This window comes from Streptomyces noursei ATCC 11455, from assembly GCF_001704275.1.
Lineage (GTDB): Bacteria > Actinomycetota > Actinomycetes > Streptomycetales > Streptomycetaceae > Streptomyces > Streptomyces noursei.
Map to the genome: position 1 here is coordinate 5,604,407 of NZ_CP011533.1, position 25,131 is coordinate 5,629,537.

Below are 25,131 nucleotides of genomic sequence, written 5' to 3' on the forward strand. Positions count from 1 at the left end.
CCCGCAGGGCTTACCCGAGTTCTGACTGGCGGGTCAGTGGTGCCGGCTCCAGTACTCCGCGAACGGGGCGGCGTGCGCTTGGGCGGTGTCCCGATGGCGCCGATATTCGGCGAGCCGGTCGGGGTGTAGGAGTTCCGCCCCGGTGAACTGCCCGGCTTCGGTGTAGTGCATTCGGTAGGTGTCGGTGTCGTCGAAGAGCCAGAAGTCGTGATCCGGCAAGCCGAAAACTTCTTGCTCCGCGAGGTCGACGATGCCGATGGATTCGCCCGCTGTGATGTTCCCCGGGTATGCCGACAGTTCGTAGCGGAGATAGTCCGTCAGCGGTGAGCGAAGGACGTGCACGCGGGAGACGGACTTCCCCCGGTTCGTCATGGACCGCACCCAAGGGTTGTCGTGCCACTCTGGCGGCATGGGCTTCCCGGCCAGGAACGCTTCGAACTCTTCACGCTCTTCTTCGACGTCGTACACCGCGAGGGTTTCCAACCGGAAGGCCGTTCGCTCGAAGGTCTCAAAGAGCCGGCCGAACTCCTCACCACTGAGCACGGAAGTAGTCCTCCAGGACCGCGGAAGGAACCATCACGGCTCTCTCCTCCCTCGGGTAAGTCGAGCTGCGTCAGCCGTTCCGGGTCCGTGATGGAGTAGCCCTCCACCACATCGCCTCGGCATCCGTCTGTCGGTTCGATGCTCCCGACCCGATCACGGCAGGGTCAAGCGCTGATCGTTTCCAGAACGGGAAAGTTCCACCGACCGCCAGCTTTCCGGCCGGGGCGGTCTCGTGCACCGGCCAGGCGGCGGCTCCGGGCCACCCCGGCGCCAGGCGCGCCCTCGGGGAGGACCCGCCTGCCTCGTGATCACGTGACGTGCAGTCAGCCGCCGGGAGTGGGACGGCGCGGGGCCGGAGAAGTAGCGCACATGCGTGGGTGTTAGCTTCTCTGCCCGTGATGGAGCATCAGGATGAGACCAGGGCGGCCTACGACGGGGTCGTCGAACTGTATGCCTCGATGTTCGCCAATCGGCTGGAGACGCAGCCGTTCGCGCGGAACATGATCGGCACCTTCGCCGAGCTGGTGCGCGGGACGGGGAACCCGCGGGCCGCCGACGTCGGGTGCGGGCCCGGACATCTGACGGCCATGCTGCACGAGTTGGGGCTGGACGCCTTCGGGCTCGATCTCTCCCCGGCCATGGTCGACCACGCCCGGCGGGCCCATCCGTCACTGCGGTTCGACGAGGCGCGGATGGAGGCCCTGCCGGTCGAGGACGGTGCGCTCGGCGGCGTGCTGGCCCACTACTCGATGATCCATACCCCACCTGGGGAACTGCCCGCGCTCCTCGCCGAGCAGGTACGTGTCCTGGCGCCAGGGGGCCTGCTCCTGGTCTCGTTCTTCGGGACCGAAGGACCGGAGCCGGTCCGCTTCGACCACAAGGTGACGCCCGCCTACAGCTGGCCGGTGGACCGGTTCGCCGAGTTGTTGGTCGGGGCCGGGCTCGTCCCGTTCGCCCGACTGGTTCACGATCCGGCCTCCGAACGGGGCTTCCTCGACGCCCACTTGCTGGCCCGCCGCGCCTAGGCCCGGTCGGGGAAGTCGTCGGCGGGCGCGGGCAGGCGGGCGCCGCGGCTCACCGCGACCCGGCGCACGTTGGCCAGCGATGCGGTCAAGTCGGCCGCGAGCAGGTGGATTTCGCCGGGTGTCCAGGTCCGTTCGCGAAGGACCTGCCGGGCCTCCTCGATGAGCAGGGCCGCCGAGTCGAGCTGTTCCGCCTCCACCCGGTCGGCCATGCGGGAGACGTATCCGGTCCCGTCGCTCGCGAGGAGGTAGCAGGGCTTCCCCTCCGAGCTGGACCACGGCAGAAGTCGCCCGCCGTCCAAGAGCCCTCGATCAGGCTCGGTCATATGTCGTCAACCTCCGTGCGAGGGTGCAGCGCTTCTTCACGCTGTGTGGCCTTTCCCTCACAGGGTGGGGTCTGTTCTGGCTACGCTGCTAGTAAGTCGAGGCCGACAACGCGGTTGTCAAGGAGGGGAGTTCCGCCCATGAAGAGGGAACACCGGCCACGCACCCCTCGGGAAAAGTACGGGGAGGAGCTGAGGATCCGGCGCATCGCGGCCGGCATGACGCAGGAGGCGCTGAGTGAGCGTGTGGTGTGCTCGCCGACGCTGATCAGTCATTTCGAGGCGGGCAGGCGGCTTCCGAAGCCGGATGACGCGCAGCGGATCGACCGGGCGCTGGGGACGGACGGGTTCTTCGTCCGCTGGCTGGAGGATCTGGAGTCGAAGTTCGCTGATTACTTCGCGGTGGCGGCTGAACTGGAGCCGCTCGCCACGGAGATCCGCCTGTACGGCCTCTCCCTGGTTCCCGGCCTGTTGCAGACCGACGACTACGCACGTGCGGTGCTGCGCACGGCCAGCCCGAACTACCGGGCAGAGGACATTGACCGGCGCGTTGTCAATCGCATAGAGCGTGCGCGGATTCTCGACAACCCGTTGGAACCCGTCGTGTGGACCCTCTTGGATGAGGCGGTACTCCGACGCCGGATTGGCGGTCCGCAGGTCATGGCGGAACAGCTCCACAAGATTGCGGACATGGCCGATGCCGGGCGAATCCGGCTGCATGTACTGCCGTTCGCGGTCGGATCCCATGCCCTCGTCGAGAGCATGGTCACCCTCATGAGCTTCACTGACGCTGCACCTGTCGCCTACGTCGAAGGGCTGCGCACGGGGAACTTGATGGACGATCCGGCCGTGGTCAGCTCCTGCCGGTCGGCCTACGATCTCGCTGTGGGCGACGCGGCGTCGCATCAGGAATCCCTGGCCCTCGTGCGGGCCACAGCAGAGGAATTCGACCATGGCCACCACTGATCACAGCCTCTCCGACGCTTCCACCCTGACCGGTTGGTTCAAGTCCAGCTACAGCGGGCCCAGCAACGGCGACTGCCTCGAAGTGGCCGCCGGCCACGCCCACGTCCCCGTCCGCGACAGCAAGCGCCCCACCGGCCCCGCGTTGCTCTTCCCCGCCGCGAGCTGGGCGGACTTCGTTTCGGCCGTCAGGCGTGGGGAGTTCGGGGCGTCCTCCGCCTGAGCCGCTCCGCCGTCCACACCCCCACCGCGGCCGCCGACAGTCCCGCTCCCAGGGTGCAGACGCCGGCCCAGCCGCCCAGGCCCCAGAGCAGCGACGTCAGGGCGGAGCCCGCAGCGCCGCCGGCGAAGTAGCTCGTCATGTAGGCCGAGTTGAGGCGGTTGCGGGCCTCGGGGCGGATGCCGTAGATCAGGTTCTGGTTGCTGACGTGCACGGCCTGGACGGCGAGGTCCAGCACGATCACGCCGGCGAGGAGGGCCGCCAGGGACCAGCCGCCGCCGGAGCCGCCGGCCGCGAGCAGGCCCCAGGAGCCCAGGAGCAGGACCGCGCAGACGCCGCTGACGCGGTGCGCCAGTCCCCGGTCGGCCAGCCGGCCGGCCGTCGAGGCGGCGAGCGAACCGGCCGCGCCGACCAGTCCCAGCAGGCCGATCGTCGACTCCTGCCAGCCGTAGGCGGGGCCGGACAGCAGGAAGGCCGCCGCGGTCCACAGCACGCTGAAGGCGGCGAAGGTCAGGGCGCCGAGCGCCGCCCGCCAGCGCAGCACCGGTTCGTGGGCGAACAGGGCCAGCGTCGAGCGGAGCAGGGCCGGGTAGCGCAGTCCGGCGGTGGTGTGGAGGACCGGCAGGCGGAGCCGCAGCAGGAGGGCGATCAGCAGCATCAGGGCGGCGTTGACCCAGTAGACGGTGCGCCAGCCGCCGAGTTCGGCCAGCAGGCCGGCGGCGGTGCGGGCGAGCAGGATGCCGAGCAGCAGGCCGGTCATCACGGTGCCGACGGTCCGGCCGCGTTCGGCGGGGGCGGACAGAGTGGCCGCGAACGGCATGACGACCTGGGCGGCGACGGAGCTGAGGCCGGTCAGGGCGGTGCCGACGAGCAGCAGCGCCCCGTTCGGGGCGCTCGCGGTCACGGTGAGGAAGACGGCGGTCAGGGTGCACAGGACGACCGCGAGCCGGCGGCGTTCCAGGAGGTCGCCGAGGGGGACGAGGAGGAGCAGGCCGAGCCCGTAGCCGGTCTGGGCGACGGTGACGACCAGTGCGGCGGTGCCGGTGGAGAGGTGGAGGTCGTGGCCTATGACGTCCAGGAGGGGTTGGGCGAAGTAGTTGCCGGCGACCGCGAGGCCGGTGGCGACGGACATCAGGAGCAGGGTGCCGCGGCCGAGTCGGGGCGTCGGTGTCGCCGTCGGGTGGCCCGCGGCGCCTCCGGGGCTCGTGTCCGGGGCGGTGTCCGGACCGGTTCGCGGGCCGCTCTCTTCGTGTGCGGTGGTTCTCATGGGGTCAAGGGTCGGGCCGTGGGCATCGATCGGTCCAACGCATAGTTTTCATCACATCGATCGCAGGTCAAGATGGATGGCGGAGGGCGGTGCGCGCCTACGATCGCGCGCATGGAGCTCCAGCAGATGCGGTATGTCGTCGCGGTCGCCGAGACCGGTGGGTTCACCCGGGCCGCGGAGCGCTGTCATGTGGTGCAGTCCGCGCTGAGCCATCAGATCGCCCGCCTGGAGAAGGAACTGGGGGCGCGGCTCTTCCACCGGACGAGCCGGAGCGTGCGGCTGACCGCCGCCGGGGAAGCCTTCGTTCCGATCGCCCGGCAGGCGCTCCAGGCCGCCGAGCGGGCCCGCGCGGAGGTGGAGGCGGTGACCGGCGAGGTGCGCGGGCGGCTGGCGGTGGGGGCGATCTCGACCGTCAGCGCCCTCGACCTCGCCCGGGAGCTGGGGGCGTTCCGTGCCGCGTACCCGAAGGTCCAGATCAGCCTGCAGATGGAGATGAGCGATCCGCTGCTGGAGCGGGTGCGGGAGGGCGCGTTGGACGTGGCGTTCGTCGGGCTGGTGCCGGGGGCGCGCACGATCGGGGTCCGGGAGAAGGTGCTGGCGCGCGGCGAACTGGTCGCGGTGGTGCCGCCGGAGCATCCGTTGGCCGGGCGGGAGTGGACGACGCTGGGGCGGGTGGCCCGGGAGACGCTGGTGGACTTCACGGCGGGGTCGGCGGCCCGCCGGCAGCGCGAGGAGGCGTTCCGGGCGGCGGGGCTGACGGCGGAGGTGGCGTTCGAGGTGACCACCGTGGAGTTCCTGGCGGAGCTGGTCCGGGCCGGGCTCGGCGTCGGCATGGTGCCGGAGGCGTTCGCCGGCAGGCTGGCCGGGCTGCGGACCGTGCGGGTGCGGCCGGCGCCGGAGCGGACCGAGCGGGTGGTGTGGAGCGGGCTGGGGCCGTCGCCGGCCGCGGCGGCGTTCCTGGCGGGGCTGGGCGTGCGGACGGGCTGAGGCTCTGGGGGTGGGGTGGGGCGGGTGTGCCACCGGTTACGGTCGATAGGTGCAGCAGACGCCCGACGCCCGCCAGGAGACCCGGTCCGACTCCCACCCGGAGGCCCGGTCCGACGCCCGTCCGGCGGGCGACCCGCCCACCGGTTGCCCGGTGTCCCCGTCTCCGGCCGCCGCCGGCCCCACCCCCGCACTCTTCTCCTGGGAGTTCGCCGCCGACCCGTATCCGGCGTACGCCTGGCTGCGCGAGCACGCGCCGGTGCACCGGACCCGGCTGCCCAGCGGTGTCGAGGCGTGGCTGGTCACCCGTTATCCGGACGCCCGGCAGGCGCTGGCCGACGCCCGGCTGTCGAAGAACCCGGTGCACCACTCCGAGGCCGCCCGCCAAAAGGGCAAGACGGGCATTCCGGGCGAACGCAGCGCCAACCTGATGACGCACCTGCTGAACATCGACCCGCCGGACCACACCCGGCTGCGCCGCCTGGTCTCCCAGGCGTTCACCCCGCGCCGGGTCGCCGCGTTCGCGCCGCGCATACAGGAGCTGACCGACCAGCTGATCGACGCCATGATCGAAAAACAGCACGGCGCGCGGCGGGGGAGCGCGGACCTCATCCACGAGTTCGCGTTCCCGCTGCCGATCTACGCGATCTGCGATCTGCTCGGCGTCCCGCCCGAGGACCAGGACGACTTCCGCGACTGGGCGGGCATGATGATCCGGCACGGCGGCGGGCCGCGGGGCGGGGTCGCCCGCTCCGTCAAGAAGATGCGGGCCTATCTGGCCGAGCTGATCCACCGCAAGCGCGGCGCGCTCGGCGACGACCTGATCTCCGGCCTGATCCGGGCCTCCGACCACGGCGAGCACCTCACCGAGAACGAGGCCGCCGCTATGTGCTTTGTATTGCTGTTCGCCGGATTCGAGACCACGGTCAATCTGATCGGCAACGGCATCTATGCACTGCTCCGCCACCCCGCCCAGCGCGAACTGCTCCAGAAGTCGATCGCGGCCGACGACACCGAGCTGCTCGCCACCGCCGTCGAGGAGTTGCTCCGCTACGACGGGCCGGTGGAGCTGGCCACCTGGCGGTACGCGACCCGGGACCTGACGCTGGGCGGAGCGCGGATCGCCGAGGGGGAACCGGTCCTGGTGGTGCTGGCCGCCGCCGACCGCGATCCGGCGCGCTTCGACGAGCCTGACGTACTCGACCTCACGCGGCGTGACAACCCGCACCTGGGATACGGACACGGCATCCACTACTGCCTCGGCGCACCCCTTGCGCGCCTCGAAGGGCAGACCGCGCTCGCCACTCTGTTGACCCGGCTCCCGGACCTCCGACTTGCGGCGGAACCTGATGATTTGCGCTGGCGCGGCGGGCTCATCATGCGCGGACTGCGCACGCTGCCGGTGGAGTTCACGCCCGAGCCGTCCTGACCGGGGCGCTGACCAGGAACGGCCGCGTAATTGACGCTCCGTCAGCTACGTAATCATTGCGTGATCTCCGCTACACCGACTTGTGACTGCCCGTGACCCCGGCTACCTTTCCTCCGACGATCGAGGTCGGCCACGGGCTGCCGCACGGCACCCCTTCCGCCGCCGATCCGACAACTCAACCGCCGCGCGAAAGGCAACCGCATGCGTTCCGGGAACGGCCGGCATCGTCGCCCCCGACAAGCACCGGCCATCTTTGTCACGGCAGGAGTGACCGGCGCGGGCCTGGCCCTGCCGCTGTTCACCGCGGGTGGCGCCCACGCCGCCGACACGGCGACCTGGGACCGCGTCGCGCAGTGCGAGAGCGGCGGGGTGTGGAGCGCCGCCACCGGCAACGGCTTCTACGGCGGTCTCCAGCTCACCCAGGAGATGTGGAACGACTACGGCGGCACCGCCTACGCCTCCCGCCCCGACCTCGCCAGCCGCGCCCAGCAGATAGCCGTGGCCGAGGCGATACTCGACGACCGCGGCCCGGACGCCTTCCCCAGCTGCGCGGTGAACGCCGGACTGACCAAGGACGGCCGCAAGCCCCGCGTCGACCCGGGCCCCACCAGCCGCCCCTCGCCGCGGCCGACGCACGGCCACAACGGCGGCGGCGCCTCCGACGACGCGGGTGACGGCTCCGACACGGCGGGCGGCGACCAGGCCCAACCGGGCCCGGCCACCCGGACGCCGGAACCGTCCGGCGGTGACTCCGGCACGGACCGCGGCCCGGACGCCGGCAGCGGCTCCGACGCCGGCGCGGACGGCCCGCACGCGCCCTCGGCGACCCCGGAGCCCTCGGGCTCCTCGTCCGCCTCGCCCGCCCCGTCCGACTCCGGGGCACCCACCGGCTCCCCGTCGGGCTCCCCGTCCGATTCCCCGTCGGGAAGCCCGTCCACCTCGCCGGCGGACCCGGCGGATCCGTCCGTGCCGTCCGACCCGTCGGGCTCGACGGACCCGGCCGACCCGGCGTCGCCCGCCCCGTCCGACTCCACCGCGCCCGGTGGCCCGGACCGGTCCGGCGCCCCCGCCACGCCGCCCGCCGCCGGCAAGCACCGCGGGACGCCCGGCGACGGTACGGAGGCCGGCGACGGCCGGGACGGCGGCCGCGGCCGGCACGCCTCCCGCGGCGGCGAGGCGCCCCGCACGCCCCCGGCGGAGGCCGGCAGCTACCGCGTGCGCCCGGGTGACAACCTGTCAGAGATCGCCGTCAGCCATGACCTGCCGGGCGGCTGGCCCGCGCTCTACCACCGCAACCAGGACGTCATCGGCTCCGACGCGGACCTGATCCACCCCGGTCAGATGCTCGACCTCGGGCGGACACAGGGGTAGTTACCGGCAGTTCGCCGTCTTTCGCGGCGTTTCGTAAAAGTGAGATATGGCTCTCGTTGCGGGGGATGGGTCCGGACCTGTCCCCCGTTGCCATACCGGGGCCTACCTGCGGAAATGACTCGCGCGGTGATCAAAAACGGTCAACTTGGTTCAGAAGATGGGGTTTGAACACCAACAGGGTTACTGCTTACGGTCAGGACCGCTCGCCAAAGCGGGCCCTTCGATCGCACGCCGAGTCCTGCCGGCGGTCGGAGTCGACGACGCGCAAGCGCCGAAGGCAGGAGCGGGGGACCCAAGGTAAGTGCCGACCCCGCCCGTGAGAGCGGGTCAGTCGGCTTGGGGTGAAGCCGTGTGTGCAGCACACACGGCCGGGCAGCTCACACGGCCCGAACCCGACAGCTCACCTCGTAGGCGTCGGTGAGGAAACGAACGCACGATGCTGATCAACAAGGGCAAGCACCGCCGCAGCTCCAAGGCCGTCCGCGTCGCCACGCTGGCCGGTGTCGCCGGCGCCGCCGTCGCCGTTCCGCTGATGGGCGCCACCTCTGCTTCCGCCGCCTCGGTCGCCACCTGGGAGAAGGTCGCCCAGTGCGAGTCCAGCGGCAACTGGTCGATCAACACCGGTAACGGCTACTACGGTGGCCTGCAGTTCTCGAACTCCAGCTGGGCCGCCGCCGGTGGCACCAAGTACGCGGCCCGCGCCGACCTGGCCACCAAGGAACAGCAGATCGCCGTCGCCGAGAAGCTGCTCGCCATGCAGGGCCCGGGCGCCTGGGGCTGCGCCGCCGCCGGTGGTCTGACCTCCGGTGGCCCGGCCGCCGACGTCAACCCCTCCGGCTCCACCGTCAAGAAGAGCCAGGGCACCGAGGCCCGCAAGCAGACCGAGGGCTCCACCAAGAAGTCCGCCCCGGTCCGCGAGAAGGCCGAGAAGAAGGCGGAGAAGGCCCAGCCGGCCGCCCCGCAGCACTCGCACCGCTCCGGTGACACCTACACCGTCAAGTCGGGCGACACCCTCGCCAAGATCGCCAAGGCGCACGGCACCAACTGGAAGGCGCTCTACGCCGCCAACAAGTCCGTCGTCGGCGGCAACCCCAACCTGATCTTCCCGGGCCAGAAGCTCAGCGTCTGAGCCGTACCGGCCACCTGAGAGACCCGCGAGAGCTGCCCCGCCGCGGCGCGTACCCCCGAGCGCGCCGTGGCGGGGCTTCTCCGTTGCCGGGCCCGGTCGCCCCCCGGCACGACGTTCCCCGCATAGCGAACAGTGCCCCGAAACCTCCTGTGAACTGGGGCTTTGTTCTGCTTGTTGGGTTTTTTCGTCCCACGGAGCGGGCCACGGGCGAGCGGATCCCCCCGGGGCCGTTAGGCTCATGCCGAGAACTCCAGACACCCCTGAAGGAGACAACGTGCCGTCCATCGACGTCGTCGTAGCCCGCGAAATTCTCGACTCGCGAGGTAATCCCACGGTCGAGGTCGAGGTCGGCCTCGACGACGGCAGCACCGGCCGTGCCGCCGTCCCGTCCGGCGCCTCCACCGGCGCCTTCGAGGCCATCGAGCTGCGGGACGGCGACCCCAACCGCTACCTCGGCAAGGGCGTGGAGAAGGCCGTCCTGGCCGTCATCGAGCAGATCGGCCCGGAGCTCGTCGGCTACGACGCGACCGAGCAGCGGCTGATCGACCAGGCGATGTTCGACCTGGACGCCACCGACAACAAGGGCTCGCTCGGCGCCAACGCCATCCTCGGCGTCTCCCTCGCCGTCGCGCACGCCGCCTCCGAGGCCAGCGACCTGCCGCTGTTCCGCTACCTCGGTGGCCCGAACGCGCACGTGCTGCCCGTCCCGATGATGAACATCCTGAACGGCGGCTCGCACGCCGACTCCAACGTGGACATCCAGGAGTTCATGATCGCCCCGATCGGCGCGGAGTCCTTCTCCGAGGCGCTGCGCTGGGGCGCCGAGGTCTACCACACCCTCAAGAAGGTGCTGAAGGCCAAGGGCCTGGCCACCGGCCTGGGCGACGAGGGCGGCTTCGCCCCCAACCTCGGCTCCAACCGCGAGGCCCTGGACCTGATCCTGGAGGCCATCAAGGAAGCCGGCTACGCCCCCGGCCAGGACATCGCGCTCGCGCTGGACGTCGCCGCCTCCGAGTTCTACAAGGACGGCAAGTACCAGTTCGAGGGCAAGGAGCGCTCCGCCGCCGAGATGACGGAGTACTACGAGGAGCTGGTGGCGGCCTACCCGCTGGTCTCCATCGAGGACCCGCTGTTCGAGGACGACTGGGCCGGCTGGAAGGTCATCACCGACAAGCTCGGCGCCAAGGTCCAGCTGGTCGGCGACGACCTCTTCGTCACCAACCCCGAGCGCCTGGCCCGCGGCATCGAGGAGGGCTCCGCCAACGCGCTGCTGGTGAAGGTCAACCAGATCGGCTCGCTGACCGAGACCCTGGACGCCGTCGAGCTGGCCCAGCGCAACGGCTTCAAGTGCATGATGTCGCACCGCTCCGGCGAGACCGAGGACGTCACCATCGCCGACCTCGCCGTCGCCACCAACTGCGGCCAGATCAAGACCGGCGCCCCGGCCCGCTCCGAGCGTGTCGCCAAGTACAACCAGCTGCTGCGCATCGAGGAGATCCTCGACGACGCGGCGGTGTACGCCGGCCGCAGCGCGTTCCCGCGCTTCAAGGGCTGAGGCCCACCCACACCACCGTCCGGCTGAGCTCCCGAGGACTCGACAACGGAGCAAAGCCGGGGTGAAGCGCAGCGTCCCCGGCACCGGTCCCGTACCGTTGCCGGGGACGTACGTCATGACGACCGCCGTGACGACGTCAGGACGGAAGCTGAAGGGGAGGCGAGACGACGTGCCCGCGGACCGGTTCTCCACCGCGACCCGGCTCAAGGCGCTCGGCGAACAGGCCGCCGCCCGCGTCCACCGCGCCAAGCGACGGCCCCGCCGCAACCGCCTCACCGGCCGGGCCGCCCTGCTGGCGCTGGTGATGTGCTCGCTGGTGGTCGCCCTGGCGTACCCGATAAGGCAGTACATCTCCCAGCGTTCGGACATCGCCGACCAGCGCCGCAAGGCCCAGGACGCCGCCGCCGCGCTCGACCGGCTGCGCGACGAGAAGGCCCGCTGGCAGGACCCGGCCTACGTCCGGCAACAGGCCCGCCGGCACCTGCACTACGTCATGCCGGACGAGACCGGGTACATCGTCCAGGACGGGACCGGGGTCCGCGCCGCGCCCAAGGGAGCGGCGGCGGCCCAACGCCCCTGGTACGACAAGCTCTGGGAAGACGCGGACCGCGCGGACGGCGCCGACCACGCCGCCACCGCCCACGCCCGCGACACCACCGCCGTCACCAAGCGGTAGCCCGCACCGGCGGGCAGCGGCGAGACTGTGTACGGGCGGGCCCGCACACGGCCGTACGGCACGCTCTCGCCGTGCTTCCGCCCGGCCCGTTCGTCACTCACCACCGGCCCTCACCGAAAGCGCACATGGACACGCCCCCGCCCCAGACCGAGCCCACCGAGCCCACCGCCGCGGACATCGCCGCCTTCAAGGAGCAGCTCGGCCGTCCGCCGCGCGGCCTGCGCGCCATCGCCCACCGCTGCCCCTGCGGCCAGCCGGACGTCGTCGAGACCGCACCGCGCCTGGAGGACGGCACCCCCTTCCCCACGCTCTACTACCTCACCTGCCCGCGCGCCGCCTCGGCGATCGGCACGTTGGAGGCCAACGGCGTGATGAAGGAGATGACCGAACGGCTGGCGGCCGACCCGGAGCTGGCCGCCGCCTACCGCGCGGCCCACGAGGACTACATCCGCCGCCGGGACGCCATCGAGGTGCTCCAGGGCTTCCCGAGCGCGGGCGGCATGCCCGACCGGGTCAAGTGCCTGCACGTGCTGGTCGGCCACTCGCTGGCCGCCGGCCCGGGAGTCAACCCGCTCGGCGACGAGGCGCTGGCCATGCTGCCCGAGTGGTGGAAGAAGGGCCCCTGCGTGAGCCCGTGCGGGGAGACCGTCGAGACCGACGAGGGAGCGTCCGAGTGAAGCGTGTCGCCGCTGTCGACTGCGGTACCAACTCCATCCGCCTGCTGGTCGCGGACGTGGACCCGACCACCGGCGAGCTGAAGGAGCTCGACCGCCGGATGCAGATCGTCCGGCTCGGCCAGGGCGTGGACCGCACCGGGCGGCTGGCGCCGGAGGCGTTGGAGCGGACCTTCGCGGCCTGCCGGGAGTACGCCGCGGTGATCAAGAACCTGGGCGCGGAGCACCTCCGCTTCGTGGCGACCTCGGCCTCCCGCGACGCGGAGAACCGCGCGGACTTCGTCCGCGGCGTGGTGGACATCCTGGGCGTGGAGCCCGAGGTGATCACCGGCGACCAGGAGGCGGAGTTCTCCTTCACCGGCGCCACCAAGGAGCTGACCGGCCACCCGCACATCGAACTCCCCTACCTCGTCGTGGACATCGGCGGCGGCTCGACGGAGTTCGTGCTCGGCGGGGCCCACCCGTCACCCGCCACCGCCCTCGCCGGAGATGCTGCGCATCGCAGCTCTGTGAGGGCCGCCCGCTCGGTGGACGTCGGCTGCGTGCGGATGACCGAGCGCCATCTGCTCCACGACGGTCACATCACGGACCCGCCCACCGCCGACCAGATCGCCGCCATCAAGGCCGACATCGCCGCGGCCCTGGACCACGCCGAGGAGACCGTCCCGCTGACCGAGGCCGCCACCCTGGTCGGCCTGGCCGGTTCGGTGACCACCGTCGCCGCCATCGCGCAGGGCCTGGACCACTACGACTCCGCGGCCATCCACCACTCCCGGATCTCCCGGGCCGCGGTCCGCGAGATCACCGAGCGCCTGCTGACCTCCACCCACGCCGAGCGGGCGGCGATCCCCGTCATGCACCCCGGCCGGGTCGACGTCATCGCGGCCGGCGCCCTCGTGCTGCTGTCGATCATGGATCGCATCGACGCCGACGAGGTCGTGGTCAGCGAACACGACATTCTGGACGGAATCGCCTGGAGCCTCGCCTGACGAGCGGTCCCCGCACGGGGTCCGGGACGGCGCCGCAGCCGCTGCCCATATCGGGCTTTTCGTGCGGGCGCGGCGCCGTCTGAGCGGGTTTCAGGGGCCTCGGAGGGGGTCCCGAGGGGCGCCCGGAAAAAAGGTTCGTGAAATCCTTCACATGAAAAAACCGCCTCCCGGGCGAACTATGGGGCCATCCGACCCTCATTCGAAGGTCCTAGGACTCATCTGCCCGAAGAATGCGGGGTCTACGGTGGGTCTCCACCGTGTGACAAGAGTGTCCGCGAGGGGCGTGGTCCAGCCGCTCGCAGACGGACAAGCCCTGATCAATAGGGGTATCCAACGTGTCGCGTTATACCGTGGTTCCCCGAACGCGCTATGGCGTCGGTCACGGAGCCGGCGGAGTGTAGCAGATGCCTTCGTCATTCTTGTGAAGGGGCTCACGAGCGACCCCCCATGTGGGGGTGGATACTCGATTGCATGAGCACCACGGAGCGTCCCAGGATCCTCGTTGTAGGCGGTGGGTACGTAGGCCTGTACGCGGCACGCCGCATCCAGAAGAAGATGCGGTACGGCGAGGCGACCGTCACGGTCGTCGACCCGCGCTCGTACATGACGTACCAGCCCTTCCTCCCTGAAGCTGCGGCCGGCAGCATCTCCCCCCGTCACGTTGTGGTCCCGCTGCGGCGCGTGCTGCCCAAGGCGGAGGTCCTCACCGGCCGGGTGACCACCATCGATCAGGACCGCAAGGTCGCCACCATCGCCCCGATCGTGGGCGATGCGTATGAGCTGCCCTTCGACTACCTGGTCGTCGCGATGGGCGCGGTCTCCCGTACCTTCCCGATCCCCGGCCTGGCCGAGAACGGCATCGGCATGAAGGGCATCGAGGAGGCCATCGGCCTGCGCAACCACGTCCTGGAGCAGCTGGACAAGGCCGACTCCACGACCGACGAGGAGGTCCGCCGCAAGGCGCTGACCTTCGTCTTCATCGGCGGTGGCTTCGCCGGTGCGGAGACCGTCGGCGAGGTCGAGGACATGGCCCGCGACGCCGCGAAGTACTACAAGAACGTCAAGCGCGAGGACATGCGCTTCCTGCTGGTCGACGTCGCGGACAAGATCCTCCCCGAGGTCGGTCCCAAGCTCGGCGCCTACGGCAAGGAGCACCTGGAGTCCCGGGGCGTCGAGGTCTACCTCAAGACCGGCATGAAGTCCTGCGTCGACGGCCACGTCGTCCTCGACAACGGCCTCGAGGTGCTCTCCAACACCATCGTGTGGACCGCCGGCGTCAAGCCGAACCCGGCGCTGTCCCGCTTCGGCCTGCCGCTGGGCCCGCGCGGTCACATCGACACCGCCGCCACCCTCCAGGTGCAGGGCACCGACTACATCTGGGCCGCGGGCGACAACGCCCAGGTCCCGGACATGGTCGGCCGCAAGAACGGCAACGAGAACGCCTGGTGCCCGCCGAACGCGCAGCACGCGCTGCGGCAGGCCAAGGTCCTCGGTGACAACGTGGTCTCCGGCATGCGGGGCTTCCCGCAGAAGGAGTACAGCCACGCCAACAAGGGCGCGGTGGCGGGCCTCGGCCTCCACAAGGGCGTCGCGATGATCGTCATGGGCAAGATGAAGATCAAGCTCAAGGGTCGTCTCGCCTGGTACATGCACCGCGCGTACCACGGCATGGCGATGCCGACGTTCAACCGCAAGATCCGGGTCTTCGCCGACTGGACGCTGGCCACCTTCCTCAAGCGCGAAGTGGTCTCGCTGGGCGCCATGGAGAACCCCCGCGAGGAGTTCTACGAGGCCGCCAAGCCGGCCCCCGCTCCGGCCGCCGCGGCCGACGGAGGCAAGCCGAAGGCCAAGGCTTCCTGAACCATCGGTCGGGTACTCCGACCAGCCCGAAGGGCGTCCGCCATCCGTGGGGCGGGCGCCCTTCGGCGTGCCCGGGTATGGCTGAAAACGGGCGGCATGTTGTTCTCTTGCAGGCGAACGGGACTATATGGGCGCCCACTTGGCGTTTAGGTGGTGGGTGAAACTTCTTTGCCCGACTCGTCATGACGGAGGTGTGCGACATGGCCGGTGCCGCTGGACGGCTCACCAACCTTGCCGAGGAGGTTCTGGGGGCCCCGCTCCCGGTGCGGATCCGCGCCTGGGACCGCAGCGAGTCCGGCCCCCCGGACGCCCCGGTGCTCGTCATCCGCAATCGCCGGGCGCTGCGCCGACTGCTTTTCAAACCAGGTGAGTTGGGCCTGGCCCGGGCCTGGGTGGCCGGTGACATCGACGTCCAGGGCGACCTCTACGAGGCGCTGGACCGGCTCGCCGGGCTGATCTGGGAGCGCGGCAGCGCCGGCCCGAAGGCGCCGCGCGCCGCCGTGCTGCGCGCCCTGGCCCGCCCCGAGATCCGCGCCGCCGCCAAGGAACTGCTCTCCCTGGCCGGCCTCCCGGTCCCGCCCCCGCCGCCCGTGGAGGAGGCCCGCCCGCGCCGCGGGGCGCTGCACTCCCTGCTCCGCGACCGGCAGGCGATCAGCCACCACTACGACGTCGGCAACGACTTCTACGCGCTGGTGCTCGGCCCGTCCATGGTCTACTCCTGCGCCTACTGGGAGACGCCGGACGCCACCCTGGAGGACGCCCAGCGCGACAAGCTCGACCTGATCTGCCGCAAGCTCGGCCTGGCGGAGGGGCAGCGGCTGCTGGACGTGGGCTGCGGCTGGGGCTCGATGGTGCTGCACGCGGCCCGCGAGTACGGCGTCCGGGCGGTCGGCATCACGCTCTCCGAGGAGCAGGCCACCTACGCCCGCAAGCGGATCGCCGAGGCCGGGCTCGCCGACCGGGTCGAGATCCGGGTGCAGGACTACCGCGAGATCGCCGACGGGCCGTTCGACGCGATCTCCTCGATCGGGATGGCCGAGCACGTCGGCCGGGCCCGGTACGCGGAGTACGCGGAACTGCTGTACGCCCTGCTCAAGCCCGGCGGGCGGCTGCTCAACCACCAGATCGCGCGCCGGCCGCTGGCGGACGAGGAGACGTACCGCGTCGACGAGTTCATCGACCGCTATGTCTTCCCCGACGGGGAGTTGGCCCCGGTGGGGCGGACCGTCGGCCAGCTGGAGGAGGCCGGCTTCGAGGTGCGGGACGTGGAGGCGATCCGGGAGCACTACGCGCTGACGCTGCGTCGGTGGGTGGCCAATCTGGAGGCCCACTGGAACGAGGCGGCCCGGCTCACGTCCCCGGGCCGGGCCCGGGTCTGGCGGCTCTACATGGCCGCCTCGGCGCTGTCGTTCGAGCGCAACCGCATAGGGGTCAACCAGGTGCTGGCGGTCCGTACGCCGGATTCCGGGGCCCCCGCGCTGCCGCTGCGGGCCCGGGACTGGCGGGGCTGAACCACCGGGTGCCCACGGCCGAGGGCCCCGTTCCCCCGCACCAGGGCGGGGGAACGGGGCCCTCGGGCCGTTCGGGAGGGGTGCCGGCTACTCGGCCTTGATGGCCTGGAGCATGTTGAGCTTCGCCGCCCGGCGCGCCGGCCACAGCGCGGCCAGGACGCCCACCAGCGCGGCCACCGCGAGGAAGACGGTCATCCGGCCCCACGGCATCACCAGCTCGTAGGTCGGCAGCGAGCCGCTGATCAGCTCACCGGCCGCCCAGCCGAGGAACACGCCCAGGCCGATTCCCAGCACCCCGCCGAAGAGCGAGATCACCAGCGACTCCAGCCGCACCATCCGCTTGATCCCGCGGCGGTCCAGGCCGATGGCGCGCAGCATGCCGATCTCCTGGGAGCGCTCGAAGACCGACATCGCCAGGGTGTTGATGACGCCGAGCACCGCCACGATCACCGCCATGGCCAGCAGGCCGTAGACCATGTTCAGCATCAGCGTGAAGGTCTGGGCGATGGCGTTGGAGACGTCCCTCTTGTCCGCGACGGTGATCGCCGGGTTCTTGCCGAGCGCCTTGACCAGGGAGTCCTTGGCCTCGGGGGTGGCGCCGTGCGCGGTCTTGACCAGCACCTGCATGTCGGTGGCGTGCTTCTGGTGCGGCGCGAGCGTGCCGTTGTCCAGGATGATGCCGCGGATCACCTCGTTGCCCTGGTAGATCCCGCCGATGGTCAGCGTGCTCTTCTTGCCGTCCTCGAAGGTCACCGGCAGCCGGGAGCCGACGTGCCAGCCCTTGTCCTTGGCGAGGGAGTCGTCCACGACGGCCCGGTCGCCGTCCAGGGTGCCGAGCGCGCCCTCGGTGAAGTCGAGCTGGGTGAGCCGGCCGAAGTCCTTGCCGTTGACGCCGGTCAGGTACTCGGTGTCGGCGCCGATGCGGGACGGGGAGTTGCGCAGCGGGCTGGACGCGGTGACCCCGTCCACGGCCGCGAGCTTCTTCGCCACGTCCGGGGAGAGCGGGGACCGGGTCGCCATGGAGACGACGTAGTCGGCCTTCAGGGCGGAGGTGGCCATCTTGTCGATGCCCTGCTGCACGCTGCCGGCGATCACCGTCAGGCCGGTGATCAGGGTCAGCCCGATCATCAGCGCGGAGGCGGTGGCGGCCGTCCGGCGCGGGTTGCGGACGGCGTTCTGCCGGGCGAGGGTGCCGGATATCCCGAAGAGCCGCAGCACCGGGGAGGCCAGCGCGACCAGCGGGCGGGACAGCAGCGGCGTCAGCACGAACACGCCGATCAGCAGCAGCGCGGCGCCCGCGCCCATGGTGACCTTGCCGTCGGACATCCCGGTGGCGACCAGGACCGCGGCCGTGCCGGCGCCCGCGAAGAGCGCGCCGATGGTGTTGCGGACCACCAGCGACTTGGTGGTGGCGGTGGCGTGCACGCTGTTCATCGCGGCGACCGGCGGGATCTTCGCGGCCCGGCGGCCGGGCAGCCAGGCGGCCAGGACCGTGACGACGATGCCGACCACCAGGGCGATCAGGATCGTGCTGGGCGAGATCACCAGTGGGCCGTCGGGCACCTTCGCGCCGGTGGCGTTCAGCAGCGAGCGCAGGGCGGCGCCGATGCCGATACCGGCCAGCAGGCCCGTCACCGCGGCCACCGCGCCGACCACGAACGCCTCGGTCAGCACCGAGCGGGTGATCTGGCGGCGGCTGGCGCCGACCGCACGCAGCAGCGCCAGCTCCTTGGTGCGCTGGGCGACCAGCATGGTGAAGGTGTTGGCGATGATGAAGACGCCGACGAAGAGCGCGACGGCGGCGAAGCCGAGCAGGCCGGTCTTCATCCCGTCCATGCTCTGCGCGATCATCGTGGCCTGCTCGTCGGCGAGTTGACGCCCGGTGGTGGCCTCGGTGCCCTGCGGCAGCACCTTCTCCACCGCGTCCTTCAGCGCCGCCTGGGAGGTGCCCGGGGCGGCCTTGACGTCGATCTCGTCGAACCGGCCGGGGGCCGCGAACAGCTTCTGGGCGGTGGCGGTGTCGAACAGCGCGAGGCTGCCGCCGGCGCCGACCCGGGCGTCGTCGGTGCTGAAGACGCCGGTCAGCTTCTGCTCCCGGACCGGGCCGTCGACGGATATCCGGACGGTGTCGCCGACCTTGTAGCCGCCGCGGTCGGCGGTGTGGGCGTCCAGCGCGAACTCGTGCGGACCCTTGGGGGCGGCGCCGCTGCGCATCGGATAGCGGGCGTCGGTGCCGTTCGGACCGGGGAAGTAGTTGCCGCCGAGGGTCGAGAAGCCGTCGCCGATCATCGTGCCGTGCTTGTCGGCGATGGCGGTGAAGCCGGAGACGGTGCCGGTGGCGGAGGCGGCGCCCGGCAGGTGGGCGGCCGTCTCCAGCAGCTTCTGGTCGAGCGCGGGGCGGGCCCCGGGGACGCCGTCGGCGCGGTCGGAGCCGCCGCGCTGGATGGCCACGTCGACGTTGTCGAAGCCCTTGCGGGCGGTGCCCTGGAGGGCGTCGGAGAGGGTGGAGGTGAAGACCAGGGTGCCGGAGACGAAGGCCACGCCGAGCATCACGGCGAGCACGGTCATCAGCAGCCGGGCCTTGTGCGCGAGCACATTGCGCAAGGCGGTACGGAACATGGGTGGGTCAGTCCTGGAGGAGTGGTCCGGGGTGTCCGGGGTGCGGGAGGTGGCTGCTGCCGGTCAGCTGACGCGGCCCGTGGCGTCGAGGCCGGGGGTCCGGGGGGCACCCCCGGAAAAGCCCAGCATGCGTTCGAGCACCATGTCGGCGCTGGGGTCGGGCATGTCGTCGACGATCCGGCCGTCGGCGAGGAATATGACGCGGTCCGCGTACGACGCCGCGACCGGGTCGTGGGTCACCATCACCACCGTCTGGCCCAGTTCGCGCACGGAGTTGCGCAGGAAGCCCAGGACCTCGGCGCCGGAGCGGGAGTCGAGGTTGCCGGTGGGCTCGTCGGCGAAGATGATCTCGGGCCGGGAGGCCAGGGCGCGGGCCACCGCCACGCGCTGCTGCTGGCCGCCGGAGAGCTGGCTCGGGCGGTGCTTGAGCCGGCCGGAGAGGCCGACGGTCTCCACGACCCGGTCCAGCCAGGCGCGGTCCGGCTTCCGGCCGGCGATGTCCATGGGGAGGGTGATGTTCTCCAGGGCGGTGAGCGTCGGGAGGAGGTTGAACGCCTGGAAGACGAAGCCGATCTTGTCGCGCCGGAGCTGGGTGAGCTTCTTGTCCTTCAGCCCGGTCAGCTCGATGTCGCCGATCTTCGCCGAGCCGCCGGAGATCGCGTCCAGGCCGGCCATGCAGTGCATCAGCGTGGACTTGCCGGAGCCGGAGGGGCCCATGATCGCGGTGAACCGGGCCTGGCGGAAGTCGACGGAGACCGCGTCCAGGGCGACCACCTGGGTCTCGCCCTGTCCGTAGACCTTGCTGAGATCCGTGGCGCGGGCGGCCACCGCGGTGCTGCGGCCGGCGACGGTGGCGCCGGAGTGGGTGGTGGTCACGGGAAGGGTCTCCTGTCGGGACGAGGAACGGGCCGCTCCCGCACCGGCGCGGTGGCCGCGGCGGCGGGGTGGCGGAACATCGGTTTCCATCGTCCGGCAGCGCATCGTGCCCGGACGTCAACCCGTGTGACCGTCCTTGGGCCACCCCCAGGGATTAGCTCCCCGTGCTCCGTCATCCCTGGGTATGAGGTCGTCCCTGAGGCCGATGGTGCCGGTGGGGCACCGGTCGGGCATTGCCGGAGGGCGCGCGGAGGGCGTTGGGGCGCCGTCGCGGAGGCGTCGAATTTTCGTCAATTCGGGGTCGGATTTCGCTCTCGCGACCACCGGCGAACATGGGCTCCAGGCATGTGCCAGAGGCTCTGTCGGACCCTGATGCACCCTCAGTTGCCAATAAAATAAGACAACCTCGGGATGAGCGGCCGATCCGCCTGGTGCGCTGCGGGCTACGCTCGTGCTGCCTTCTATGAGGAGGCATGGGGGACCCCACGCCCGGATGGTGGAATGCAGACACGGCGAGCTTAAACCTCGCTGGCCTTCGGGCCGTGCCGGTTCAAGTCCGGCTCCGGGCACTTCCCGCGGGCAGCGGGACAAAGACCCGTAAGTACCTGAATATTCAACGTGTATCACGAGGCGGGGCCGCCGGGAAAACCCGGCGGCCCCGCCTCGGTATTGCGCGGTGGCGGCTCAGCGCTCCACGAGCGCGAACAGCGCCTCCCAGCGGCCGACGATCTCGTCGGTGGAGAACCGCTGGATGTTCTCCCGGGCCGTCTCGCCCATCCGGTCCCGCAGCTCCTGGTCCGACATCAGAGTGTCGAGGTGCCGGGCGAATTCGGTGATGTTGCCGGGCGGGGCCAGGAAGCCGTCCGTGCCGTCCGTGATGATCTCGCGGACGCCCGGCGCCACGTCGAAGGCCACACACGGCACGGCGGTGGCCATCGCCTCCATCGGCGCGAGCGGGAAGCCCTCGCCGCGCGAGCTCAGCGCGAACACCGCGCTCTCCCGCAGCGCTCCGGCGACATCGCTGGTCCGCCCCATCCACTCGACCGAGTCGGTCACCCCCAGCTCGGCCGCCTGCTTGCGCAGCGCCTCGGCCTCCTCACCGGAGCCGTAGATCCGCAGCGTCCAGTCCGGGTGCTGCGGCGCGACCTTGGCCCACGCCTCCAGGAGCAGGTCCACGCCCTTCTCCTCGTGCAGCCGGCCGATGCTCGCCACGACCTTCCGGGACCGGTCCGAGGGGACGTCGGGGAAGAACGGCAGCGGGTTCGGCATGAAGCCGACGTTGTCCATCCGCTGGCGGATCCACTTGTCCGCGTCCTCGCGGGTGAGCGGCAGCATCCGGTCGACGTCCTGGTAAAACCGCTTGACGCGGGCGAACCGGGACGACCGGCGGCAGGTCTCGAACGATTCGTGGCTCATTCCGATCACCGCCAGCCCGGCGGTGTCGGCCAGCGCCACCCACTCCATCGCCCACACCTGGGTCACGATCACCACGCCGCCCGGCTGCGCGCCCCGGAACAGCGTGGTCATCTTCGCGGCCTGCTCGTGCATCCCGGCCTCGCGGGCGGTCCGGCGGCGCTGCTCGACGACGTTCAGCTTGTCCCGCAGGCCGCGTACCGGGCGCACGCTCGGCGGGTGCACGTCGTAGAGCGTGGTGGTCCGGTACGGCAGATCGGGACCGAGCTCGTGGACCCGGCCCTCGGGCGGTGGCACGATCCCGATGACGTGCACCCGGTGGCCCTGCTCGGCGAACAGGCGCGCCATCTGGTGCGACCAACTGGTGATGCCGCCCAGCTCGTTGACGCTGTTGGAGACGAAGAAGATGTCCCGCGGCTCGGCTGCGTTCGACTTGGTCATCAACGGCTCCACTGCGCAAAGAACTGGTCGACGATGCTCTGTGCGGCGTCGCCCTGGTCGTATTCCCCGAACTTGGCGACGAATTCCTTGCGGTCCTTGGCGTATTCCAGCTGCTGGGACTCGAAAGACGCCACGGCCTCGAAGAAATCCTCCTCGGTGCGTACTACCGGTCCTGGTGCGTGTTCCAGCAGATCGAAGTACGTTCCGCGGCCCTCGTGCACATATTCGTCGTAGTCGTAGGTGAAGAACACCAGCGGCCGGTCGAGCAGCGCGTAGTCGAACATCACCGACGAATAGTCCGTGACCAGGCCGTCGGCCAGCTCCAGGATCGGGGTGATGTCGTGGCGCGCCGAGACATCGATCACCCGGCCCTGCACGGTCGGCGGCAGCACCACGTGGTTGAGGTAGTGCGAGCGGACGAGCAGGACGTAGCGGTCGCCGAACTGGTCGGCGAAGCGCTCCACGTCGAAGGGGAGCGCGAACCGGCCGTGCCGGCCGCCCGCCTTGCGGAACGTCGGCGCGTACAGCAGCACCTTCTTGTCCGCGGGGATGCCCAGCTCCGCCGCCAGCTGGCCGCGCTCGCGGTGGCCCAGTTCGGCCTCCCGCAGCCGGGCCCTGACCAGGGCGTCGTTGCGCGGGTAGCCGACCCGCAGCAGGGTCTTCTCCTTGAGGCGGAACGCCTTGGCCAGCGTCCGCGCGTCGTGCTCGGTGCGGCACACGAACCGGTCGAAGCGGTCCAGCGAGCGCTGCTGCTCGGCCTGCTGCTGGCGGGTCTGCGCCTTGAGCGAGGGCTGGTCGAAGCCCATGTTCTTCAGCGCCGAGCCGTGCCAGGTCTGGATGTAGGTGGTCTCGGGGCGCTTGGTCAGCTTCAGCGGGTAGCTCTGGTTGTCCACCCAGAACTCCGCCTGCGCCAGCGCCTTGAGGTACTGCAGCGACCAGCGCTTGACCAGGGTGGCGTCCTTGGGGAAGTCCTTCGGGGACCCGGCGTAGGCCCAGATCGCCTCGAACTCCAGGCCCTGCCGGCGCATCTCCTCGTAGATGGCGCGCGGGCTGTCGCTGTACTGCTTGCCCAGGTGGCTCTCGAAGACCACCGTGCGCTTCTTGATCGGCAGCCGGCTGAAGACCTCGTGGTACGCCCGGAGCTTGGTGTCCCCGGAGGTGAGCGTCTTGCGCAGCGCCTTGGCCTTGCGGAAGCCGGACTTGGCCAGCGCGCCCGGCTTGCCGTGGACGCTCCTGGAGATGAGCTCCTGCACGCGCTCGGCGCTCTGGCTCTCGCTGATCAGGCGGAACGCCAGGTGGCCCTTGGAGGAGATGTGCGGCTCGATGTGGTCGGCGACCATCCGGGTCAGCCGCGGCCGGATCGGCAGCGGCGCGCCGGCCAGCTCGGTGTCGGCCACCGTCAGCCGCGACGTGGTGGGCACCCCGTCGACGGTCAGGCGCAGCCGGACGTCCCAGATGGTGTCGACGATGCCCAGCGGGCGCAGCCGCGCGGTGACGTCCGCGGTGGTCTCCCACGCCACGGTGTCGCCCTCGTGGCGCAGCGTGGTGACCGGGAAGGCGAAGGACTGCAGGCTGCGGCGGCGGGCGCTGAACTCCAGCTGGCCGGCGAGCTTGGCGCCCTCGGGGATCGCACCGAGCGGGTTGGTGATCCGGCCGGCCAGCGAGACGGTGTTGCCCGCCTCGGAGAACCGGGTGAGCTGGTTGCGCAGGAAGAGCTGGTTGACCGGCTTCTCGTGGTAGCCGATGTCGGTCACGTCCAGCACCTGGCGGCCGAACGCGTCGTCGGCGTGGCCGTCGCACCAGTAGATCCGGCCGTCGCGCTGGGCCAGCGGCGAGGAGAGCTTGTCGCGGTTGATGAGGGTGTCGACCGCCGGGATGAGGTTGTCCCAGTCGCCCTTCTGGAGCAGGTAGGCGCAGATGGCCTGTATCGGCAGGACCCGCTCGTACGCCTCGGGCGCGAGGTCGGCGAGGTACTCCTGGGAGAGCGCGGCGAACTCCTGGCGGTACGCCTCGTCGCGGAAGGGCAGGTCCCGCAGGTGGAGCACCAGGTCGTGCTTGAGGAACTTGACGTCCTTGGCGAGCTTCATCTCGGTCAGGCCGCGCTCGGCCAGCAGGGCGTCGATCCGCCGGTGGACCTCCAACCGGTGGATGTAGTTCGTCATTTCGTGCCGTCGGTTCGTCACCGACTTCACGGCGGCCTTCTCGAAGACGTTCCAGAAGTAGACCTGATTGGGAATCAGCGTAATGCGCTTCGCCGCGAGGTAGGCGTCGGCGATAAACATCAGGTCCTCGTAGAACATCCCCTTCGGGAAGCGGAGATCGTTCTCGATGAGGAATTCGCGGCGGTAGCACTTGTTGGTGGAGAGGGTGTCCCACACAAAAAGGTCCGGCAATTCCGTAACGGACTCAAAGGTGCGAGTCGTGGAATACAGCCAGGCGTACCACTCGTCACGCTTCTGGTTCCGGGTGTCCTTGTGGATTCGGACACACAGACCGGAGACGATGTCCGAGCCGGTTTCCTCGGCGGCCTCCAGCAAATTGCGGCAGGCGTTGTGTTCCAGGACGTCGTCACTGTCCAGGAACATGACGTACTGTCCCCGGGTGTGCTGAATGCCGAGGTTCCGCGGCTCGCCGCCGGCACCGCTGTTCTCCGGCAGCTGGAAGGCTCTGACCCGCTCGGGATGGGTGGCCGCGAGCGCCTGCGCGACCTCGAAAGAACGGTCGGTGCTGCAATCGTCGACGATCACCACCTCGACGTCCCGGAGTGTCTGATCCAGCACGGACTGGACCGCGGTCGGCAACCGGTCGGCGTCGTTGTAGACAATGACGACTACTGAGACGTCAGGCACAGGCACCTCAACCCTCTTTCGCTGCTGTTTCCGGCCAGAATAGCCCCATCTGCACACGGGGTTTACGACCACCCGCACCCGGATCGCTACACGTGGTGACGGGGCACTGCCCGTGGAAGGGCAGGTACCGGCTAGCCAGTATGACGACGACTCTGGTCAATCGGTTGCCCCGGCCTCCGGTGATCAGACATTTATCGGATTCGGATCATGCCGGTGACCCCGGGGTCCCGGAGTTGACGGTGTGGGGAAATGCCCGTTCGACGGGGACGGGAAAAGATCGATTACCCGGATTTTGTCCGGACTATCTGACGGCCCGCGCCGTCCGCCCGGCGGTCCGCGGAGTGGCATATGACACAGCGGCAGATGTGACGAACACGTCGCGATCCGGTAGTCGGCGTGCCCGTCCGGGCACCTCCG

Annotated in this window: 20 protein-coding genes, 1 tRNA gene and 1 riboswitch; of the genes, 14 read left to right on the forward strand and 7 right to left on the reverse strand. The window is 70.5% G+C overall.

What is annotated here, in order from left to right:
• Positions 1-33: 33 nt before the first annotated feature.
• A complete protein-coding gene (locus SNOUR_RS23830; protein ID WP_067350634.1) occupies positions 34-543 on the reverse strand; it encodes a DUF6879 family protein in 510 nt (169 codons plus the stop codon).
• 395 nt (positions 544-938) lie between these two features.
• On the opposite strand from SNOUR_RS23830, the gene SNOUR_RS23835 reads away from it, so the two are divergent.
• Positions 939-1,568, forward strand: coding sequence for a class I SAM-dependent methyltransferase (locus SNOUR_RS23835; protein ID WP_067350636.1), 630 nt, complete (start codon positions 939-941; stop codon positions 1,566-1,568).
• Here the strand turns inward: SNOUR_RS23835 and SNOUR_RS23840 are convergent.
• The gene (locus tag SNOUR_RS23840) at positions 1,565-1,891 is read right to left on the reverse strand and encodes a hypothetical protein (protein WP_067350638.1); all 327 of its coding nucleotides are present in this window, start codon (positions 1,889-1,891) and stop codon (positions 1,565-1,567) included. The genes SNOUR_RS23835 and SNOUR_RS23840 overlap by 4 nt on opposite strands.
• A 138-nt stretch (positions 1,892-2,029) precedes the next feature.
• Here SNOUR_RS23840 and SNOUR_RS23845 point away from each other — a divergent pair, with 138 nt between their 5' ends.
• Together SNOUR_RS23845 and SNOUR_RS23850 are read left to right on the forward strand one after the other, a co-directional pair.
• Positions 2,030-2,854 carry a helix-turn-helix domain-containing protein gene (locus SNOUR_RS23845; RefSeq protein WP_067350640.1) on the forward strand — a complete coding sequence of 275 codons (825 nt, stop codon included), beginning with the start codon at positions 2,030-2,032 and terminating at the stop codon, positions 2,852-2,854.
• A complete protein-coding gene (locus tag SNOUR_RS23850) occupies positions 2,841-3,074 on the forward strand; it encodes a DUF397 domain-containing protein (protein WP_067350642.1) in 234 nt (77 codons plus the stop codon). The genes SNOUR_RS23845 and SNOUR_RS23850 overlap by 14 nt, the downstream gene beginning before the upstream one ends.
• On the opposite strand, the gene SNOUR_RS23855 is transcribed toward SNOUR_RS23850, so the two are convergent.
• Positions 3,040-4,338 (reverse strand): MFS transporter, encoded by a 1,299-nt coding sequence (locus SNOUR_RS23855; protein ID WP_067350643.1) that lies wholly within the window; start codon positions 4,336-4,338, stop codon positions 3,040-3,042. The genes SNOUR_RS23850 and SNOUR_RS23855 overlap by 35 nt on opposite strands.
• Positions 4,339-4,449: 111 nt before the next feature.
• Here SNOUR_RS23855 and SNOUR_RS23860 point away from each other — a divergent pair, with 111 nt between their 5' ends.
• The 10 genes from SNOUR_RS23860 (at position 4,450) to SNOUR_RS23905 (ending at position 16,516) form a co-directional block, all read left to right on the forward strand.
• The gene (locus SNOUR_RS23860) at positions 4,450-5,325 is read left to right on the forward strand and encodes a LysR family transcriptional regulator (protein ID WP_067350645.1); all 876 of its coding nucleotides are present in this window, start codon (positions 4,450-4,452) and stop codon (positions 5,323-5,325) included.
• 151 nt (positions 5,326-5,476) lie between these two features.
• Positions 5,477-6,751 (forward strand): cytochrome P450 family protein, encoded by a 1,275-nt coding sequence (locus tag SNOUR_RS23865; protein WP_079143528.1) that lies wholly within the window; start codon positions 5,477-5,479, stop codon positions 6,749-6,751.
• Positions 6,752-7,018: 267 nt separating this feature from the next.
• Complete coding sequence (locus SNOUR_RS23870) at positions 7,019-8,122, forward strand: transglycosylase family protein (protein WP_312633443.1); 1,104 nt, start codon at positions 7,019-7,021, stop codon at positions 8,120-8,122.
• Between the two features lie 259 nt (positions 8,123-8,381).
• Positions 8,382-8,551, forward strand: a riboswitch (cyclic di-AMP (ydaO/yuaA leader).
• 7 nt (positions 8,552-8,558) lie between these two features.
• Positions 8,559-9,251 carry a transglycosylase family protein gene (locus tag SNOUR_RS23875; RefSeq protein ID WP_067350650.1) on the forward strand — a complete coding sequence of 231 codons (693 nt, stop codon included), beginning with the start codon at positions 8,559-8,561 and terminating at the stop codon, positions 9,249-9,251.
• A gap of 238 nt (positions 9,252-9,489) precedes the next feature.
• Complete coding sequence (gene eno, locus SNOUR_RS23880; RefSeq protein WP_067350653.1) at positions 9,490-10,806, forward strand: phosphopyruvate hydratase; 1,317 nt, start codon at positions 9,490-9,492, stop codon at positions 10,804-10,806.
• Between the two features lie 169 nt (positions 10,807-10,975).
• Complete coding sequence (locus SNOUR_RS23885; RefSeq protein ID WP_067350660.1) at positions 10,976-11,482, forward strand: FtsB family cell division protein; 507 nt, start codon at positions 10,976-10,978, stop codon at positions 11,480-11,482.
• A 125-nt stretch (positions 11,483-11,607) separates the two neighbouring features.
• Entirely contained in the window at positions 11,608-12,159 is a 552-nt protein-coding gene (locus SNOUR_RS23890) for a DUF501 domain-containing protein (RefSeq protein ID WP_067350663.1), read from the forward strand.
• The gene (locus SNOUR_RS23895) at positions 12,156-13,145 is read left to right on the forward strand and encodes a Ppx/GppA phosphatase family protein (RefSeq protein WP_067350666.1); all 990 of its coding nucleotides are present in this window, start codon (positions 12,156-12,158) and stop codon (positions 13,143-13,145) included. Before SNOUR_RS23890 ends, SNOUR_RS23895 begins: the two co-directional genes overlap by 4 nt.
• A 471-nt stretch (positions 13,146-13,616) precedes the next feature.
• A complete protein-coding gene (locus SNOUR_RS23900) occupies positions 13,617-15,005 on the forward strand; it encodes an NAD(P)/FAD-dependent oxidoreductase (protein WP_067350669.1) in 1,389 nt (462 codons plus the stop codon).
• Between the two features lie 200 nt (positions 15,006-15,205).
• Entirely contained in the window at positions 15,206-16,516 is a 1,311-nt protein-coding gene (locus tag SNOUR_RS23905; protein ID WP_067350672.1) for an SAM-dependent methyltransferase, read from the forward strand.
• A gap of 87 nt (positions 16,517-16,603) precedes the next feature.
• Here SNOUR_RS23905 and SNOUR_RS23910 read toward each other — a convergent pair whose 3' ends face one another.
• Positions 16,604-19,135, reverse strand: a complete 2,532-nt coding sequence (locus SNOUR_RS23910) for an ABC transporter permease (RefSeq protein ID WP_067350674.1) — start codon at positions 19,133-19,135, stop codon at positions 16,604-16,606.
• A gap of 63 nt (positions 19,136-19,198) precedes the next feature.
• Positions 19,199-20,011 (reverse strand): ABC transporter ATP-binding protein, encoded by an 813-nt coding sequence (locus SNOUR_RS23915; protein ID WP_067350677.1) that lies wholly within the window; start codon positions 20,009-20,011, stop codon positions 19,199-19,201.
• A gap of 487 nt (positions 20,012-20,498) precedes the next feature.
• Between SNOUR_RS23915 and SNOUR_RS23920 the strand changes: the two genes are divergently transcribed.
• Positions 20,499-20,580 (forward strand) — tRNA-Leu (locus SNOUR_RS23920).
• A gap of 115 nt (positions 20,581-20,695) precedes the next feature.
• Here SNOUR_RS23920 and SNOUR_RS23925 read toward each other — a convergent pair.
• Both SNOUR_RS23925 and SNOUR_RS23930 read right to left on the reverse strand, forming a co-directional pair.
• A complete protein-coding gene (locus SNOUR_RS23925; RefSeq protein ID WP_067350679.1) occupies positions 20,696-21,865 on the reverse strand; it encodes a glycosyltransferase in 1,170 nt (389 codons plus the stop codon).
• Entirely contained in the window at positions 21,865-24,714 is a 2,850-nt protein-coding gene (locus SNOUR_RS23930; protein ID WP_067350681.1) for a bifunctional glycosyltransferase/CDP-glycerol:glycerophosphate glycerophosphotransferase, read from the reverse strand. Before SNOUR_RS23930 ends, SNOUR_RS23925 begins: the two co-directional genes overlap by 1 nt.
• Positions 24,715-25,131 lie beyond the last annotated feature (417 nt).